We start from the raw sequence: 17,462 nt of genomic DNA, 5'->3' as shown, positions 1-17,462 counted from the left end.
GCAGATCGCGGAACCAGCGGCGATGGCTCAGGCGGGCGGTTTGCATTTGACGTCCAGCACTGTGCCCTCGTTGTTCTTCTCTTTGCACTCGGTCTTGCTGCTGTCGTCGTCCGAGATGACCTTCACATCCGTGGGCGTCGCAGTCGGAGGCGAAGTCCAGACGCAGCTCACCGTCTCGCACTCACCGGGATTGAGCGCCTTCGTGGTCGCGGTCTCGCACACCTTGGTCGTGCCATCATAAAAACCGACCTTCACTCCCGTGCCGATCGGGGCCGTGCCTCGGTTGCAGACCGGCGCGGACAAGAGGGCTCCGCTCGAACCACACTGGAAGCCCGCGATGCCGGTGGTGACGTCGGGGATGTCCTGGCCGCTGGCGTCGCCCGGCACGTTCTGACGGAAGTTGTTGAGCGTCGGATCGAGCCAGTTCTTCTTCCACGCGCTGCTCTTCGGCACCGTGCCGTCTTCGTTCACGTGGGTGACCGCGTAGGCGTGCTGGTTCCAGATGGTGCGCGAGCGCACCCAGCGATCGGTTGCGTCTTGATACACCCGAATGCCTTGCACACCTTTCGGGTGCGCCGCGCGACAGGTGTTGCCCGTACCCGGCAGGCCCGCGGGCGGCGCCGCGCACTTGTAACCCAGATCCGTACAGGCTGGATCGGTCGCGGCGCTGCAACACTCCGCGGTGGTCGCGCAGCGGCAGTACCCTTGATCACACTTGTTGCTCGGGCAGTCCTTGTTCACCTGGCAACCGGAGCCGGCGAAGGTCGCATCGACGCCGTCGCCGTTGATCAGCGGCGCGTTGCACGCGATGCCAGCGCCGGCGGTCGAGCACGCCAGGTTCGAGGGGGTCACGAGATCGGCGCGGAAGTTCCCGTCCGTATCCGCCACCACCGGGTTTTCGTACCAGGTGCAGCTCGAGCGGTACTGGCTGAAGAGCACCCTGCCGGTCGTGCCGTCGTACACCCGCACGAAACACTCGTCGGCGTAGACGACCTCGGCCTTACCGTCGTCTTCGAAGTCGAACACACTCGAGCCGGTGATGTTGCTGGAGATGTCCTGGGTGCGGCGCGACCACAGAATGCCCGCGGGGCACGCGCCGGCCACTGCGTTGATGTCGTCGCAGCCGTTGGTGTTGGCGCACTTGCCGTTGGGCCGGGGTGTTGCCGAACAGTCGATGTCGTAGACGGTGAGAAACGCCTGACCAGCCACGCCGAGCTCTGGCAAACCGTCGCCGTCGTAGTCGGCGATGGTCGGCGCGCCACCACCGCCACCCGGCACCGCGATGGGACCGAGCACGACCGTGCCGTCCATTGCGTAGATGCCGACGCTGGACGCTCGCACCACACCCAGCTCCGGGTTGGTGGCGGGAAGACTTGCGCCGTACGCTCCGAAATCCGCCACGGCCACGAAGCCCGGACCGGTCGAGCTGAAGTAGGTCTCCTGCGTCCAACCCGCGGCGGTCCACTGCCACACGTACTGCCCGTTTGTCAGTTCGATCGCGGGGTCTTGGTCCAGATCCGCGAGCACCGGGTTCAAGCCGACGCTGTGGCTCGCGTACCCGGCGGGTGGACCGCCCTTCAAGGCGCCGGTCTTGCCGTCGATGACGGTGCCCTCGCGAATGACCTCGGGCACACCATCGTCGTCGAGATCGTGAACGCTCGGTCCAGCCCAACCGAGCGGGCAGCGGTGCGACGCGCCGTCGCAGGCACCGGCGACCGGAGCGGGGGTCTGCCACAAGACACTCCACGCGCCTGCCTTGCGAGTGAACGCCACCATGCGTCCGTCCGCGGCGTTGGCGACGATGTCGGCGGCGCTGTCGCCATCGAGATCGGCGACCGCGAGCGCGGAGGACGACACCACGTAGCCGCTGTATCCCGCCTGGCCTCCGCCGAGGTTTGCCTCGAGCGTGCAATCGTCGCCCCGGAGCACGCGGATGACCCCGAGATCTTCGGTGTAGTTACTGGCCACGGTCGCGGTGAACGGCGCCACGATGCTCGGCACACCTTGGCCGGGTTTGTTGAAGTTCACGACCACCGGTGTCGCCTGCACGTCGAGGTGTGAAGGGAATGGGTCGCCCGCCGGGGCCGTCGAGAACTCACACTTGATGGAGGGTGCGAAGTTCCCCGGGGGCAGCCCGACCTGGCAGTTCGGATCGTGATCCTTTCCGGGCGGTGTACCCCAGGGAACACAGCCCACTCCGGGCTCACAGTAGGTGTCGTTCTGGCAATCGTCGTCATCGTTGCAAGCGGTCTGGGTGACACAGAAGCCGCTGATGCAGATCTGACCTTCGGGGCATCCACCCGGGCAGGTCGTGCTGGCTTCACCACCGTTGCCGTCGGGGAAGATGAGTGTGTCCTGACTGGCGTCCTTACCGATGGTGCCGCCGGTTCCGCCGCTGCTCGGCACGTTGCTCGCCGACTCCCCTTCGTCGCTGCAGCTGCACGCTTGCGCGAGCGCAAACGCCGAGACCCCGAGACCCAAAACCAAGCGTTTTGTCATCCGCCGCGCCATCGTCTACCTCCGCACTCGGAGCAACCATAGCAGTCTGGCGCCGCGCTGCGCGGTCAGAGCGCGCAGGTCAGGGTGCCGAGCTTCGACACCTCGGAAGTGCCGTTGTCCCACTGCACCTTGAGCGTGGCCGAACCCCCGCAAAAACTGCAAGGGCTGCCCGTCCCGGTGCCGGTGCCAAGATCGCCCAAAGGGAAAAAGTTCGGTTGCCACGCATGATGCTGCATCAATAAACGCGCCGAGCTGGGACGGCAAGCCAAGGCCCGGGGTCACGAGATCGCGACTCTGCCGCGAAGTGAGTAGAGTCTGCGGCGATGCCGGACCTACCGGTCTTCGACGGCTGCCAAGTCATAGAGAAACTCCGCTCGGGGTCGGTGGCAGACCTGTACCACGCGGTCCAGCAACCGCTGGGTCGACCGGTGTTGGTCAAGGCCTTGTCGTCGAGCATCATGCCGTCGAGCCCATTCGCCGCATCGCTCGAGCGTGAAGCCCGGGTGCTCGCCGAGTTGCACCACCCGAACATCCTGCATGTGCACGATTTCGTGCGGCACGAGGACCGCATGTGGCTCGTGCTGGAGTACGTGGACGGTTGGCCGCTGGACGAGCTCCTGCGCGTGGTCAGCAAGCTGTCCCCGCTGCCCGCCGCCGCCATCGTGCTCGAGATTGCCCGAGCGCTGGAGCACGCCCACCGACACGGAGTCGTGCACCGCGACGTGCAGCCGCGCAACATCATGGTGTCGAAGCGCGGGCACGTGAAGCTCTTGAATTTCTCGGTGGCGGTGGACGAGCGTCTGCCCACCGCGCCCGAGCTCCTGGATGGCGCCAGCAGCTTCGGCGGGCCGCTCTATCTCTCACCTGAGCAGATCCTCGGTGAGGCCGCCGACCCACGCAGTGACTTGTTCTCACTCGGCTTGGTCTTGTACGAGCTGCTCGCCGGTGTCCGACCCTTCGAAGCGCCGGATGACCGGACCGCGGCTCAGCGCATTCGACACGACGCCGCTCCACCGCTCGGCCGTGCAGTGAGCGGTGTGCCGCCGACGCTCGAACGCATCGCACAGCGTTGTCTCGAGAAGATGGCGAGTGATCGCTTCGCCAACACCGAAGAGCTCGTGCTCGCGCTCGAACGCTTCCTGGGTGACGCCGGTGTAACCTCGTCACATCGACAGATCGTACAGGCACTCGTGCAAGCCGGGTTGACCGACGAAGGCCCCCGCTCGGTGCTCGACACCTCCGCGATGCTCTCGGAGGCGCCCGAAGGCCCGCCGGTGAGCTGGGCGCTGAAGGGGTTCCTCGTTTGCCTGGGCATGGTCGTCATCGTGGGCGCAGGTCTGCAGTGGCTCGCTTCACGGCAAGAGGGCGTCTCGGCCGGGCGACGCGGGGCGACGGAGCTGGCTCTTTCTCCCCGACGCCCGGCCTATCTGCGTGTCGTGGCGGACCCTTGGGCGCACGTCATCGTCGATGGCCAGCGAATCGACACCACGCCGTTTGCCCGGGCGATCCCCTTGGCCGCCGGCACCCACTACGTGCGGCTCGAACACCCAAACGCTGCGACCGAGCGCCGCACCATCACACTCATACCGGGTGAAACGGTGCTGCTCGACGTGAAGATGCGGCTCGACCCTGGGCGGCCGGTCCCCGACGCGGCCGCCGCACCGCCGCCCGGGCCGGACGCCGCGGTCGAGACTCCGTAGCGGTCTGAAACACCGCGCCGTCTTGTTTGCAGCGTCGGGCGACCGTGAGGCACTCGAGGACACCGAACGCGGCCCAGGCTCAGTGCCAGAGCAGGCGCGCCGAGATCGCGAGCGCACGACCGCGCAGTGCAACGGCAGCTCCATCACGCTCCGCGGAGGCAAATCCGAGCAGCCCGCCCCGCCATCAGACCGAGCGACCCCTCGCTGCCGATCCAGGCGTAATAGCCGAGCCAGGTTGAATGGAACCAGAATGTCGATGCCGTGGAGGGCACGACGGGCGGTACGGAGGATGTCGGCGAAGGAGAAGCCGCGCTTGTGCGCGTAGCACGGTCGGACAGGAAGCCTGGCCAGCGGGCTCTGGAGGGCGCCTTCGGCGAACCAGAGAACGAGGACGGAGTAGAGGAGTCCAACCAGGGGAGCGACGCGAAGGACCGCCGTTTCCTTGCGCGCCTGTGAGTCGGCGAAGCGAGAAGAGTTGCTTGGCCTCGCGGAAGAAGACCTCGATGCCCATCGGCCGGCGTAGGTTTCCAGCAGAGTGACGACGTCCAGAGACGCATCGCTCGAGAAGAAGACCCGACAGCCGAGACGTCCGGTCGAGCATTCGACGATGACGCTCCGAAGCAGGCGAGTCCCCGTCGCGCGGTACCACTGCGCGACGAGCGTCTTGTAGCGGATCGTGGTCAGGCGACCGTAGAGCATGGCCGTCGTGGTCTGCCAGGGCGTTCGACCATCGGCGGCGATCTTCTCCGGCTTGCGGAGCAGTTTACCCCGCTTGCGTGGACGACCGCCTTTGCTCGAGTTCGAGGGTTGCGGCGGTGCTTCGGTGAGGACCGCGTCTGGCCTCATCGCACCGAACAGCACGACCTGCGCCCGACCAACATCGTGGAGGGCTCCGCGCGTCGGACAACGCGTGACTACGTGCAGTTTCTCGTCACTGCGCTCGGCTCCGCTTTCCGAAGTCCGATACCTGCTTGGTCTCGCGCGTCGGCTCGAAATCCTCGCGCCACAGGCTCATGAACGGCTCGAACCCGCGTACGACGAGCTCGTCCGTGCACCCCAGGGGCTCATTCGATCGCTCGACGCGCGCTCCTAAGCCTGTAGCCTGGAGCCTGACCCTGGAGCCCTCGTGTTTCGCCCGAAAGGGCGAAACACGAGTCAGACCCGAGCGTGCTCGGGAAACTTGGGCGAACAACGCCCGCCCCGAGCGTCAACTCGCACGGCGCCTGCTCACGGCCCGATGACCGTCCAGCTGCAATGGGCATCCGCACCGCAGATCGGCAGCAGGTAGCTGGGGTACGGCGGCGGTACACAGGGCGGGCAGGCGCCGCCATTCGGCTGGCATACTTCGGCCTCGAGGTTCGCGTTCTTGTTGTACGCGATCAGCTGCTGCTCGACGCCGCCTCCGCAACTCTCACAACAATTGCTACCCCAACGCAGGCGGCACTCGTCGTGAGATTTGCACGCGCTCAGCGCGTCCTTTCGCAGATCGATCGCCGCACACTGCCCGGCTCGACACAGCGCCAGGTAGGCCGGGTTGTCCATCGAGACACAACCGGGGCAAGCTATGTCACCGGTGCAGATTTGAGCTTCGAGGTCGTTCACCTTGGCGGCGTTCACAGCCTGGAAGCCGGACAACGGTGCATTCGGATCACAGTAGCCCCCGCAGCAGTTGTTCGCGAAGAGCGCGCAGGTGCCGGGCGCGTTGCACGCGGTGAGTCCCGAAGCGTTGCCGCCGCCGCCGCTACCGCCGCCGCCGCTACCGCTGGTACCACCGCTGGTCGTTCCGCCGCTGCTCGTGCCGCCGCTGCTCGTGCCGCCGCTGCTCGTGCCGCCTCCGCCGGAGGCACCACCGGTTCCCGTGCCGTTCGAGGTCGAGCCGCCGCAGGCGGCGATCAGGAGAGAGAGGGCCAGGGCTCCAGCTCGAATTCGCATACCCGGATTGGACCACTGGGATCGCCGCTGCGCAATCGGAGCCGTAGGGTGCCCAGCGCCGGCAATCGCGAACTCGCGCCGTGTGCGCTAGTTTCGAGCACGGCAGAGGTCGGCTCCGGCCACGGCGGTCGGCGATCACGGGCCGTGTCGTTGGGCGCTCCGCCTAGCAAGCTCCGCATGGTCCTCGCGCTCGCGGCGCGGTGTCGCCTGGCTGCTGGCAACACGGCCGGGGGCGTACGCCAAGTGAGGGCCGGGGCGGGAAAAAAAACCTCTTCTCAATTCAAAGCATGCTTCTCGAAGAACGCCCACAAGGCGTCGTTGGCGTTCAGATCTTTGGTGGTCTTGCCAAACCCGAAGCCGGACAGATCGAACCCACCCGGCCAGGTGTGACCACCGCCGTCCACGGTGCAAAACACGACGTCCGCGCCACCCTGGCAGCCGCTGTAGGTGTCGCAGTGGCTGTCGCCGTTCTTGAACGTCTCGGTCGCGGCCGCGTTGCAGCCGTTTCGCTTGACCCACTCGGCCGCGGAGTTCTGGGCCAGCGCGTAGCTGACCAGGGTGTCGGACGTGCCGTTGAACGAGATCATCGGGATCGGGCGCGCCGGGTTACAGCTGGGCATGCCGTTGAACGCAGCGACCGGTGCCACGGCCGCAAAACGGTCCGCTCGCTCACACGCCAAGCGGTGAGACATGAACCCGCCGTTCGAGAGGCCCGTCGAGTAGATGCGCTTGCTGTCGATACACAGCTCTGCCTCGAGCGACGCCAGCAGGGCATCCACGAAACCCATGTCGTCGCGAGTTTGGTCCTGGGCGCAACACAGACCCGCGTTCCAGGTCTGCTCCCCATTCGACTCCGAGAGGCCCTGGGGGTTCACGACGATGAAGCCAGCCGCATCTCCCTTGGTGTTCAGCCCACTGACGAGCGCTTGGAGCGTCGAGGCCTCCCCCGCGCTGGCCGGCGTCCGTCCGTGAAAGTTCAACACCAATGGCCACGGCTTCGACGCATCGTAGCTGGGCGGTAAGTGGAGCTGATACGCGCGCGCGGTGCCCGCCACGTCGAGGGAGCGTTTGCCAGTGGCCGGGGCCGGACTGCCGCAGCCCGACGAGGTCGAACCTGCGGAGCCGCTCGAGCCGCCCGAACCAGCAGCGCCACCCACTCCCGCAGCACCACCCGCTCCAGAGGCGCCGGCGGCTCCACCGCTTCCCGCTGCGCCACCGCTCGACTGGGCGTCCGATTTCGAATCGTCACCGCCGCAAGCAGTCAGGAAGAACAACCCGAGAACCCCAAATGACGCGCGAACCCTCACGCCGGCAGCCTAACACCGCCCTCGCTCCGGGCGACACCTGGCGGTGCAAGCAGTGCGCACGGCGCGCCGACAGCCCACCAACAAGCCGTGGCCGCGGCAGACAGAAACATGAACAATGCCAGCATGTGGCGCGTGAGGCTCGGCACCTGCACCCTGGTCGCTGCAGCGTGGTTGGGGGCTTGCAGCAGCGACGACCCGACCGGTACCACCCATCAGCTGCCCGTGCCCGACGGCAGCGTCGTCGACTCCGGTCCCATCGACGCGGCGCCGGATCAGCTCAGCACCGACACGGGCGTGGACGCGGCGGTGTTCGACGCACCGAAGTTGCTCTCCACGACCGGACTCTTCTCCAACATGGTGACCCGCAGCTTGGCTCCGGGCGTGATGCCGTTCGAGGTGCGCTATCCGGTGTGGCACGACGGCGCGACCAGCGAGCGTTTCCTCTACCTGCCACCGGGCGCGAAGGTCGACACCTTCGTGATGGACATCTGGCAGTTTCCCATCGGCACCAAGGCCTGGAAAGAATTCTACGTCGGCGGCAAGCTGATCGAGACGCGCTACGCCGAGAAGCGCGCCGAGGCGTCCGGCGGCTGGCTGCTGGTCTCGTATCTGTGGAACGAGGCCGTTCAGGACGGGAACGTGGTGCCCCAGGGGGTGCCGAACGCGCTCGGGACCACTCACGACGTGCCTGACGTCGAGACCTGTGGCCAGTGCCACAACGGTGCCGGGGACGTCATCATCGGCGTCTCGGCGATCCAGAGCAGCAAGGAGACCGGGGGTGGGTTCCTCGCGAGCTTGATGGCGCAGAGTCAGCTCTCCGATCCACCGGCCAAGGAGTTTCCGATGCCGGGCGACGGCCTGGTCGAAGACGTGCTCGGCTACCTGCACGGCAACTGCGCGCACTGTCACAACGACACCAACTGGCTCGCCAAGATCCGCAAGCTTCGCTACAAAATTCCGGTGGACGTGGCGACGCCGGAGGCGACGCCGACGTATCAGACGAACATCAATGCGCTGATGAACCACCTCACGCTGGGCACGACCATCTGTGTCCTGCCCGGCGACCCGGGCAAGAGTCAGCTCTACGTGCGCATGAACGTGCGCGGCGACAACGGCATGCCGTTCTTCGACACCAAGCAGATCGACGACGCCATGATGCCGAAGATTGCAGCCTGGATCACCGGGCTGAAGTAGACCGCGCCCGCGCTCAGCTCCGGGCGTTCTTCCAGCGGGCGCGCTCTTCCTCGAAGATCCGCGCCAGGCGCCGCTGTTCCTGCACGAAGGCGGCGTAGGTCTTGGGCACGCGGGGATTGGACAGGAACGCCGCGAGCACTCGCACAGCGGCCTCGGCGTCGTCGGTCGCGCGGTGGGCGTTCGCCATCTCGATGCCGAGTCGGCCCGTCACGTCCCCGAGCGACTTGCCCTTCTCGAATTTCTGCAGCTCGCGGGCCCAGACCAGAGGGTCGATCCAATCGACGCCGCGACGGCACGCCGGGGGCAGCTGCCCTGATGGCGCACCCGCGCGCTCGAGCTCTGCCAAGAGGAACGCGCGATCGAACTCGGCGTTGTACGCGACCGGCACCGCACCTTGCAGAGCGGCAACGACCTCGGCGGCTACCTCAGCGAAGCTGGGTTTGTCGCGCACGTCATCGTCACTGATGCCGTGAACGTCGAAGGCCTCCTTCGGGATCGGCCTGCCGGGGTTGACCAGCCAGCTACGCCGCTCGGTGACCAGGCCCCCACGGAACTGCACACACGCGATCTCGACGATGCGATCGACGGAGGCGTCGCGCCCGGTCGTCTCGGTGTCCAGGGCAACCAGCGGCAGGTCGTCGATGGCCAGCTCCGGGCCCAGCTCTTCGGCGACACCGACTGCGACAGCCCGCAACAGGTGGGCGATGCCGGGGTAGTGTCGCCCGGTCGGGAAACAGCCGCCACCGTCCGCGCCGTTCTTCATTTGCCCTTGGGGGAGGGATCGGTCTTGGCCCGCGACGACGCGGAGGGGGCGGGCGCGCCGGAGCCAGCCGGGGCGCCAGACGCGGGCGGGCGCGCCGAGTTTTCCACCGCGGGTTTGTCCGCCGGTGCGTCGTCTTTGACCACCTTCGGTTCGATCTTCTTGCCCGTCTTCAGCTCCAGCTCGAGTGAGACCCACTCGTCGAGATCTTCCGAAAAATCGAACTGGTCCAGATCGTAGTGGCGCCCGTTGATGAAGATCAACGGCGTCGAGTCGAGCTCGAGTTTGTCCCCGAGCTTGCGATCACGCGCGACCTCGTCGGCGATGGCCTCGCTCGCGAGATCGTCGGAGAACTTCTTCGCATCGAGCCCGAGCTCTTTCGCGAGCCTGTCCAGCGCCGTCTCATCCGGCGGGGTCGGCTGCATCTCGAAAAGCTTCGCGTGCATCTCCCAGAACTTGCCCTGCCGCCCCGCAGCGAGCGCGGCGCGCGCAGCCTTCTCCGCGTGCTTGTGGATGCTGAGTGGGTAGTTCTTGAACACCAGGCGAACGTGCGACGGATACTTCGCGAGCAGCTTCGTGATCACCGGGTGGGCCTTGCCACACCCCGGGCACTCGAAATCCGCAAACTCGATGATCGTGATGGCAGCGTCGTCGGGACCCTTGGTGGGCGAGCCGGCGATGGGGATCTCTTTGACCTGATCCGCTGCGAAGCGGGCCTTGAACGCCGCATCGAGCTGCGCGCGGGTCTTGCCCTTGCGCACTTGCTTCGCCAGGAACTGCGAAGCCGGTGCACACGGCTTGCACGGCCGGGACTCCTTGACGCACTGAGCGAGGCTCACGGCCTGATCCGCACACGGCGCCAAGAGCTCGCTCACGGCGCCGGACCAATCGTGCTTCTCGCGCGAGGTCAGCGGTCCGGTGTCCACACCGGGCAGCTCCACGAGCCCACCGGAGTCCGCACCGCCGGGGCCCTTGCCGCCCTCTCCGGGTGAGCGGCAAGTGCTCAGCTTGAAATTGAGCAAGGAGAGCGCGAGTGCGGCTCCTACCAGGCGCAGGCTTGGCATCGCGGGGGGCTATATCATCGGTCCGGGGCCGGCTCTAGGCTCGACTTCAGCGCGAGATCGCCGCAACCGGGCCAAACTGAGGTAGATCCCGGCCATGGCGGAATCCTTCCCGCCCGACAGCATCCCCCCCAGCTTGCCGCCGCCGCGCAACGTGCGCCACGTGATCGCGGTCGGCGGGGGGCGAGGCGGTGTCGGGAAGAGCACGCTCGCCGTGAACCTCGCGGTCTACCTGGCCCAGCTGGGGCGCTCGGTGATGCTGGTGGATGCCGACCCTTCGGGCGCGGAGCTCCACACCCTGCTCGGCGTCGACGTCCCGCTCGGCTCCGCCGGCGCTCGGGAAGATGCGCACGAAGACGACCTGACTCCCGTGCCCACGCCGGTGCCGGGGCTGTTGCTCTTGCCGCAGCTCTACACTCCGGGCTCGACGGTGCCCATCCGGCCGGGGCGCAAGCCGCGCTGGGCCCGACGCCTGCGGCACCTGGACGTGGACTACGTGCTGCTCGACCTGGGAGCCGGTACGGGACCTGCAACCCTCGATCTCTTCTTGAGCGCGGACACCGGCTTGTGTGTGACGACACCCGAGCCTCCGAGCGTCGAGGCGACCTATCGTTTTGCGCGCGCGCTCTTTCAGCGCCAGATCCGCCGCACCTTGATCAAGGACCGCTTCAAGATGCGGTTGGTCGAGCGCGCTCAGTCGGAGCTACCGCCGCTGCCGGCCCCACAAGATCTAGTGCGGACCATCGCTCGTTATGACGTCGCGGTGGGCGAGCTCGCCGCGAGTGAGCTCGCGAAGCTCAACTTGAGGCTCGCGGTCAACGGTGTGCGCCTGCGCTCGGACTCGGATCTCGGGCAGACCATGTGTGACATGGCCGAGCGGTATCTGGGCGTGCATTTCGACTACGTCGGCCACATCGAGCAAGACGACGGGGTGTGGCTGTCGGTGGTGCGGAGTCGGCCGTTGCTCATCGACAGCCCGACCAGCAAGAGCGCCCGCAACATCGAGCGCATCGCGCGACGAGTTCTGGCCGTTGCGACCACGCGCGGCGAGGCGAAGTATCCGGCGCCCATCCCCCTCGTCGCCCGGGAACCCAGTTTGTACGACGTTTTGTGGACCCACCGGGGCGCGACCGACGAGGAGGTCCGGCGCGCCTACAAGCGCCAGCGGGACGTGTATCAGCCGGGCAGCTTGCCCCTCACCTCGTTGCTCAACGAGTCGGCACTGCGGGCCGAGCAGGGCCGCATCGAGGAAGCGCACGACACCCTGCTCGACGCAAATCGCAGGCGCGCCTACGACCTGTCGGTCTTCCCGGACGTGAACGAAGCCAAGCTCGAGCGACCGGCCGCCACTGACACCGCACTCGAGGCCGAGCGGGCCATGTTGCGTCAGGAGCTCAGTCGCGAGATCAACGCCGAGACCGAGTTCACCGGTCCGCTCATCGCCAAGGTCAGAGAGTCCCAGGGCGTGGAGATCGAAGAGATCGCCGATCACACCAAGATCAGCGCTTCTCATCTCAGGGCCATCGAAGCCGAAGACTTCGGAGAGCTTCCGGCGCTGGTCTACACCCGCGGCTTCGTGCAACAGGTGGCCAAATACTTGAAGCTCGACCCCGCACAAGTGTGCCGCACGTATCTGCGCCGCGTGCGCCAGTGGCGGACCTCGAGTGGTGGAGAGACGAACGCCTGAGCGCGTTCGGGCATTCGAGTCATGCGGGCTGACCGACCCGAGAAGGGTGATCTCGCGTTCACGCTGGCGGTGGGCCTGGTCGCGCTCTTGCCCCGGCTGTTCGTCGCCGTGGCCTGGGCGCGCGAGCCGGTCTGGGACGGCCACTACTATCACTTCGGCGCGACGCGCATCGCCGCAGGTCTCGGGTACTCCGAGGACGTGCTCATGGCGGGGCACACGGTCTGGAAGCCGTGGTGCCACTACCCGGTCGGACTCTCGGGACTGCTGGGTCTCGTCTACAAACTGTTCGGCAGCGGCATCCTGGTCGCCCCGGTCGTCAACGCACTGCTCGGCACCCTCACCGTCGTGCTCGTGCACCGGCTAGCGCGCTACCACCTGGGTGAAAACCGCGCGCGGATCGCCGCCACGCTGGTTGCGCTGCACCCCGGTCTGATCGCTTATTCCGCGGTCGTCATGACCGAGCCGCTGGCTGCGCTGCTGATCGTCGGGGCCGCGCTCGCCGCCGCCCGTTTCGGTCCGCGCTGGCTCGGCGCCGTGCTGGCGGGTGTGATCCTGGGTCTCGCGGCGCTGGTCCGGCCGTCCACGCTGCTGGCAGCACCCTTGGTCGCCGTGATGGGACCGCGCCCGTGGTGGAAGGCGCTAGCCCGCGGCGCGCTCGCCAGCGCGATTGCGCTGTGTGTCGTCGCGCCGTGGACCGTGCGCAACTGTCGCGTGATGGATGGCTGCGCGCTGGTCTCGACCAATGGCGGCTGGAACCTCGCCATCGGCGCCATCAGCGACACCGGCCGCTTCGACACCCTGCGCGCGTCCGACGGCTGCCCCATCGTGACGGGTCAGGTTCAACAAGATCGCTGTTGGGCCGCGGTGGGGCGCGCGAAGATCCAAGAGAACCCACGGCGCTGGCTGGCGTTGATTCCGAAGAAGCTGGGGCACACCTTCGATCACGAGTCGTTTGCCATCGAGTATCTGAGGGAGGCCGATCCCGGTTCGTGGCCCGAGAGTCGCCGCGTCGCGGGGCGGGCGCTCCTGACCTTCTTCCATCGGCTGTTGCTGGTGGCCGCCGCCCTCTCGGTGGTGTCGTGGGTTGGCCGCGAGCGCCGTGAGCGCGCGCTGACGGTATCGCAATGGAGTCTGCTGGCCGGGGTCGTCGCCGCCACCGTCTACGCCTTCGCAGATCTGAGGCATCCGTTCTTCTGGCTACCCACGCTGCTGCCGCTCGCGGCTTGTCTTCCGCTCGCCGGCCGCCCGCTGCAGGGACCCGTCGGGCGTTATCTGCTCGCGCTCCTCGGCGCGACGACGCTCACCCACGCAGTGTTTTTCGGCGACGACCGCTACCACCTGGTTGTGACGCCGATTTTATGCATCCTGGCGGCGGCCGCGCTGAGATCGACGGATGAATCGGCGAACCAGGCGGAACGAAGCGGGGCTTCCGGAGTACCCTAGCCGACGATGCAACAGCGCTTGATGACACCCCGCATTCTCTGGGCGGCCATGTTGTTCTCCACGGTCGTGTTCCTGTTCATCGTCTTCACGGTGAAGAACCCGGAGACCAATCCGATACCGCTCATGCCTCCGGCGCTCGGCTTCGTCGCGCTGGTCGTCGCCGCGGTCAGCGTCATTCTTCCGGCGCACCAGCAGCGGAACGCGCTCGCTCAGAACAAGCTCGAGCTGGCGGAAGCGGCGGATCCGAACGCTTCGAGCATCATCCCGGATCGCGACGCACCGAAGCGGCGTGTCTTTGCCAATGCCAAGGCCGCGGAGAAAGCCGCCTTCATGGCATATCAGACTGGGCTCATCCTGGGCTGCGCGCTCAGCGAGTCCGTGGCGCTGTTTGGTTTCGTCCTCGGATTCCAAGGACACCCACCGCAGTTCTTCCTGCCCTTCTTCGTGGTCTCCTGGATCCTGTTCGCGGTGCGCTTCCCCACGCTCGACCGAGTGCTCGTCCCGCTCGAGAAGGCCACGGGCGCGGTGCTCCCGCGGAGCAACTGACGTCGTGGCTCAGAGCCGGAACGGGTTCGCCATCTCCATGTTGCGCCGAACTCCGCTCTTGCCAGCCTGAGTGTCACTGGGCGCTTGCCCCGGTTTGGCGGCGGCGGGCGCCTTCTCGAGGCGCTCGTCCGCTTTGTTCAGCTCCTCGGCTTGACGTTTGAAGTCGCCGCTCACTGCACCTCCTCGAGCCCCCTGCGCCTCCGCGGTCTTCTTGGCGCGGTCGACCTCGTCGATCTTCTGTTGCAAGCGTTTGCGCGCGCCCTCGGCGTCGCCGGAGTTGAAGAGCTGGTTGGCTGCTTCGATCGCGTCAGCGGTGCCTGTGCGATTGAGCCGCGCCGAGACGGCGGGATCCAGGTTCGGGTCGATGCTGGCGAGGGTGCGGGTCGCCGAGAGCTGGCCCGACGACTCGAGGCGACTGCCTGTGGCCGAGTCGAGAGATTTCAGCGCCACGTCCGCCACGCGGATTTCGCCCTCGGGGCCCTTCGGCAGGCGCAACTTCACGAGCAAGGTCTTGTTTTCACCCTGGGAAAAAGCACCCATCGAGACGAACACCCGGTTGCCGTCCTGGCGGAAGCTGCGGTCGAAGACCTTCTCGACCTCCACACCCGGGGCGAGCTTCAGCTCGATCTCCGCGTCGCGCGCCACGGTCTTCACCAGAGACGCGAGCTCGCGGTCGAACGCACGCTGGAGCTCATTCGCGGTCTCCGCGAAGTAGTGCTGCCCGTTCGAGTCGAGGGCGAGCGCAGCCAGCACGCGTTCGTTGTATTCGGTGTCGACCCCGATGGAGCTAATCGCGCAGTTCATGCTGCGGGCATTGCCGGCGATGCGGCGAAACCCTTCGATGTCGCGCACGCCGCTGGTGGCTTCTCCGTCCGACAAGAGCAAGATCCGCATCAGCATGCCGCTTCGAGCACGCAGCGCCGCCATGGCGGCGTCGATGCCACACGAGATGCACGTCTCACCATTGGCCCGGATGCCATCGATCGCCTGGAGCGCGCGCTCACGGCTCGCGCTGTCGATGCTGGTCGAAGGCACGATGGTCTCGGTGGTAGCGGCGTAGGCCACGACACTCAGCACGTCACCATCACGCAGCCGGCGCACCATTGCGCGCGCGGCATCGAGGGCGTTCTTCAAGCGTTTGCCCTTCATCGAGCCCGAGCGATCGATCACGACGGCTAGGTTCAACGGTGCGGCGGCTGCGCCTGCGTCGCTCTTTGCGCCGACCGAGGCCAAGAGCAGGGCCTCACCCGGCGCGTCGGCGCGGACCTTCGCTTGCCCAAGGCGTGCCTCGAGGGTCAGGAGGCCCTCGGCGCGGAAGCTCGCTTCGACGGCCACCGCCGGCGGCGGCGTGGTCAGCGTGATCTCCGGAGAGACCTTGGGGCTGCGCGCCGCCTGGGCAGTGAATGACCAAACACTGGCGCTGGTCCCGAGCATCCCGAGCGCCGCCAAAACACCGACCGTCTTCAGTCTCATCGACAACCCTCCAGGCGCCCGAGAGGGCAGCCGCGTGACAGCTACCGACGTCCGAGGCGGCCAAAAGTTTCAGCGGGCTCGGGCTCCGGCGCTCTTCCCGGACAATGCCCTGAAAAAGCTGCTGATACACTCGGGCCGATGTCCGAGGACCGGAGCGGCAAGTCCTTCGGAAGCCTGCCGCCTCCGGGCGGGGGCAAAGAGGAGCTTCGGGCGACGCTCTTGCGTCCCTATTTCCTGCGTCTCCGCTCCGAGAAGGGCGACGACGCCTGCCAGCAGCTCGTGCTCGGCCTCGGGCTCACCGAGCAAAGCCTGGATGACGACAGCGCTTGGCTGTCCGTCGCCGCCACCACCCGTGCGCTCGCGGCGCTCGGCAGCGCCCTCGGGGAGCCCGCCCTCGAGAAGCGCGGACAATGGGCGACTCATCCCCAGGCGCTCGGCGGCTACGTGCGCATGCTGCGAGTCGCCTCCACGTTGCCAGAGGCCTACGAGTACTTCTGCGCCCACGCCGGCGAGTCGACTCGCGTGGGGACCTTCACGCTCGATCGCGCCAGCGGCGGCCGCGCAGCGATCAGCTATCGCCCTCGGGAAGACGGCAGCGAAGAGGAGCGCGACGCCCTTCTGTGTACCCTCCGCCGCTCCGAGCTGGCTGCGCTGCCTCGACTGTGGGGCCGCCCGGATGCCGACATTGCGCATGTGTCCTGCTTGGCGCGAGGTGACGCGAGCTGCAGTTACGTCGTGACCTGGCAGCCGATCGCCCGCAGGCGAAACGTGCCGCTTGCCGCGGGCTTGGGCGCAACCCTCTCGGCGGGCAGTGTGGCGCTCTCGGGGAGTGCTCTGGCCGCAGGCATCGCCGGCGTCGTGGGCGGGGGACTGGGTGTGCTGGTCGGTCTGTTGCAGCACCGTGTGGCCAACGAACACGCCGCGCGCGTGCTGGAGAAACACCGCATCTCGGCCCTCGAGCGCGGGCTCGAGCTGAAGGGTGCGTTCGGCACCACACCCGGCGATCTGGTCGGCGTCGTGCTGGGCGGGAAATACCGCATCCGGCAGCGCATCGCCGTCGGTGGCATCGGGACGGTCTACGCCGCCGAACACCTGACCATCGGCTCGCACGTCGCAGTCAAGGTGCTGCGGGGTGCCGCGGCGGAAGACGCCGGCGAGGTGGCTCGCCTGCGCCGGGAGGCCCGCGTTCAAGTGTTCGTAGAGCATCCGAACATCGTCAAGGTGCTGGACCTCGATCAGATGCCAGACGGCTCCATCTACGTGGTCATGGAGTTGCTGCACGGCATGACCCTGGCGCGCCGGGTCAAATCCATCGGCCCGCTGAATCCGGAAGAGGCAGTGGACGTGTTCAGCAAGGTCTGCCGCGCGCTCCACGCCGCGCACACCTTCGGGATCGTGCATCGAGACATGAAACCCGGAAACATCTTCCTGTGTGACGATGGCGACGTGAAGCTCCTCGACTTTGGCATGAGCAAGCTGGCTCAGGCCGAGTCCATCACGCAGCAGGGTTTCACCCTGGGGACACCGGAGTACATGTCGCCCGAACAGTGTGTGGGCGCGGAGCTCGACGGACGCGCCGACCTCTACTCCGTCGGTGTCGTGATGTACGAGGCCTTGTCCGGGAGCCTGCCCTTCAGGGTGGCGCATCGCCGTGATCTGTTGACCTTGCATCAGCGGCAAGACCCGGAGCCGCTCTCGGCTCAGAGACCCGATCTCGATCTGCCCGAGCGGCTGGAGCGTGCGGTCTTGGCCTGCCTCGCGAAGCGCCCGGACGACAGGCCGAGCAGTGCCGCCGAGCTCGAACGCCTGCTCGAGAGCGCCCTCGAACCGGCCAAAGTGCCCGACGCGCCGGGGGCCTGA

The 17,462-nt window shown here is 67.1% G+C and carries 13 protein-coding genes; 6 read left to right on the top strand and 7 right to left on the bottom strand.

What is annotated here, in order from left to right:
* Positions 1–27: 27 nt before the first annotated feature.
* Positions 28–2,499, bottom strand: coding sequence for a hypothetical protein (locus tag IPI67_23320; protein ID MBK7583116.1), 2,472 nt, complete (start codon positions 2,497–2,499; stop codon positions 28–30).
* 65 nt (positions 2,500–2,564) lie between these two features.
* Entirely contained in the window at positions 2,565–2,735 is a 171-nt protein-coding gene (locus IPI67_23315; GenBank protein MBK7583115.1) for a hypothetical protein, read from the bottom strand.
* Positions 2,736–2,822: 87 nt separating this feature from the next.
* On the opposite strand from IPI67_23315, the gene IPI67_23310 reads away from it, so the two are divergent.
* The gene (locus IPI67_23310) at positions 2,823–4,199 is read left to right on the top strand and encodes a serine/threonine protein kinase (GenBank protein ID MBK7583114.1); all 1,377 of its coding nucleotides are present in this window, start codon (positions 2,823–2,825) and stop codon (positions 4,197–4,199) included.
* Positions 4,200–5,426: 1,227 nt separating this feature from the next.
* Here the strand turns inward: IPI67_23310 and IPI67_23305 are convergent.
* On the bottom strand, positions 5,427–6,131 hold the full coding sequence (locus tag IPI67_23305; protein ID MBK7583113.1) for a hypothetical protein: 705 nt from the start codon (positions 6,129–6,131) through the stop codon (positions 5,427–5,429).
* Positions 6,132–6,406: 275 nt separating this feature from the next.
* Entirely contained in the window at positions 6,407–7,438 is a 1,032-nt protein-coding gene (locus IPI67_23300) for a prolyl oligopeptidase family serine peptidase (protein ID MBK7583112.1), read from the bottom strand.
* Between the two features lie 123 nt (positions 7,439–7,561).
* Between IPI67_23300 and IPI67_23295 the strand changes: the two genes are divergently transcribed.
* Positions 7,562–8,632, top strand: a complete 1,071-nt coding sequence (locus IPI67_23295; GenBank protein ID MBK7583111.1) for a hypothetical protein — start codon at positions 7,562–7,564, stop codon at positions 8,630–8,632.
* Positions 8,633–8,645: 13 nt separating this feature from the next.
* On the opposite strand, the gene IPI67_23290 is transcribed toward IPI67_23295, so the two are convergent.
* Positions 8,646–9,395 (bottom strand): 3'-5' exonuclease, encoded by a 750-nt coding sequence (locus IPI67_23290; GenBank protein MBK7583110.1) that lies wholly within the window; start codon positions 9,393–9,395, stop codon positions 8,646–8,648.
* Positions 9,392–10,456, bottom strand: a complete 1,065-nt coding sequence (locus tag IPI67_23285) for a thioredoxin domain-containing protein (GenBank protein MBK7583109.1) — start codon at positions 10,454–10,456, stop codon at positions 9,392–9,394. Before IPI67_23285 ends, IPI67_23290 begins: the two co-directional genes overlap by 4 nt.
* Before the next feature lie 94 nt (positions 10,457–10,550).
* Between IPI67_23285 and IPI67_23280 the strand changes: the two genes are divergently transcribed.
* Genes IPI67_23280 through IPI67_23270 form a run of 3 tightly spaced genes read left to right on the top strand, consistent with a single transcriptional unit; the run spans position 10,551 to position 14,129 of the window.
* On the top strand, positions 10,551–12,140 hold the full coding sequence (locus IPI67_23280) for a helix-turn-helix domain-containing protein (protein MBK7583108.1): 1,590 nt from the start codon (positions 10,551–10,553) through the stop codon (positions 12,138–12,140).
* Positions 12,141–12,161: 21 nt separating this feature from the next.
* Entirely contained in the window at positions 12,162–13,583 is a 1,422-nt protein-coding gene (locus tag IPI67_23275; protein ID MBK7583107.1) for a glycosyltransferase family 39 protein, read from the top strand.
* A 6-nt stretch (positions 13,584–13,589) separates the two neighbouring features.
* Complete coding sequence (locus IPI67_23270) at positions 13,590–14,129, top strand: hypothetical protein (protein MBK7583106.1); 540 nt, start codon at positions 13,590–13,592, stop codon at positions 14,127–14,129.
* Positions 14,130–14,138: 9 nt separating this feature from the next.
* Here IPI67_23270 and IPI67_23265 read toward each other — a convergent pair whose 3' ends face one another.
* The gene (locus IPI67_23265) at positions 14,139–15,602 is read right to left on the bottom strand and encodes a VWA domain-containing protein (protein MBK7583105.1); all 1,464 of its coding nucleotides are present in this window, start codon (positions 15,600–15,602) and stop codon (positions 14,139–14,141) included.
* A gap of 138 nt (positions 15,603–15,740) precedes the next feature.
* On the opposite strand from IPI67_23265, the gene IPI67_23260 reads away from it, so the two are divergent.
* Positions 15,741–17,462, top strand: coding sequence for a serine/threonine protein kinase (locus IPI67_23260; protein ID MBK7583104.1), 1,722 nt, complete (start codon positions 15,741–15,743; stop codon positions 17,460–17,462).

The sequence above is a fragment of the Myxococcales bacterium genome (genome assembly GCA_016706225.1).
Classification (GTDB): domain Bacteria; phylum Myxococcota_A; class Polyangia; order Polyangiales; family Polyangiaceae; genus JADJKB01.
This window is presented reverse-complemented; position numbering and strand designations above follow the sequence as displayed.

Bases quoted from the DNA above. Each gene is read 5' to 3' on its own strand.
- IPI67_23320 (MBK7583116.1), bottom strand. From the start codon at position 2,499: ATGACAAAACGCTTGGTTTTGGGTCTCGGGGTCTCGGCGTTTGCGCTC.
- IPI67_23275 (MBK7583107.1), top strand. From the start codon at position 12,162: ATGCGGGCTGACCGACCCGAGAAGGGTGATCTCGCGTTCACGCTGGCG.
- IPI67_23305 (MBK7583113.1), bottom strand. From the start codon at position 6,131: ATGCGAATTCGAGCTGGAGCCCTGGCCCTCTCTCTCCTGATCGCCGCC.
- IPI67_23315 (MBK7583115.1), bottom strand. From the start codon at position 2,735: ATGCAGCATCATGCGTGGCAACCGAACTTTTTCCCTTTGGGCGATCTT.
- IPI67_23280 (MBK7583108.1), top strand. From the start codon at position 10,551: ATGGCGGAATCCTTCCCGCCCGACAGCATCCCCCCCAGCTTGCCGCCG.
- IPI67_23310 (MBK7583114.1), top strand. From the start codon at position 2,823: ATGCCGGACCTACCGGTCTTCGACGGCTGCCAAGTCATAGAGAAACTC.
- IPI67_23290 (MBK7583110.1), bottom strand. From the start codon at position 9,395: ATGAAGAACGGCGCGGACGGTGGCGGCTGTTTCCCGACCGGGCGACAC.
- IPI67_23295 (MBK7583111.1), top strand. From the start codon at position 7,562: ATGTGGCGCGTGAGGCTCGGCACCTGCACCCTGGTCGCTGCAGCGTGG.
- IPI67_23270 (MBK7583106.1), top strand. From the start codon at position 13,590: ATGCAACAGCGCTTGATGACACCCCGCATTCTCTGGGCGGCCATGTTG.
- IPI67_23265 (MBK7583105.1), bottom strand. From the start codon at position 15,602: ATGAGACTGAAGACGGTCGGTGTTTTGGCGGCGCTCGGGATGCTCGGG.
- IPI67_23260 (MBK7583104.1), top strand. From the start codon at position 15,741: ATGTCCGAGGACCGGAGCGGCAAGTCCTTCGGAAGCCTGCCGCCTCCG.
- IPI67_23285 (MBK7583109.1), bottom strand. From the start codon at position 10,456: ATGCCAAGCCTGCGCCTGGTAGGAGCCGCACTCGCGCTCTCCTTGCTC.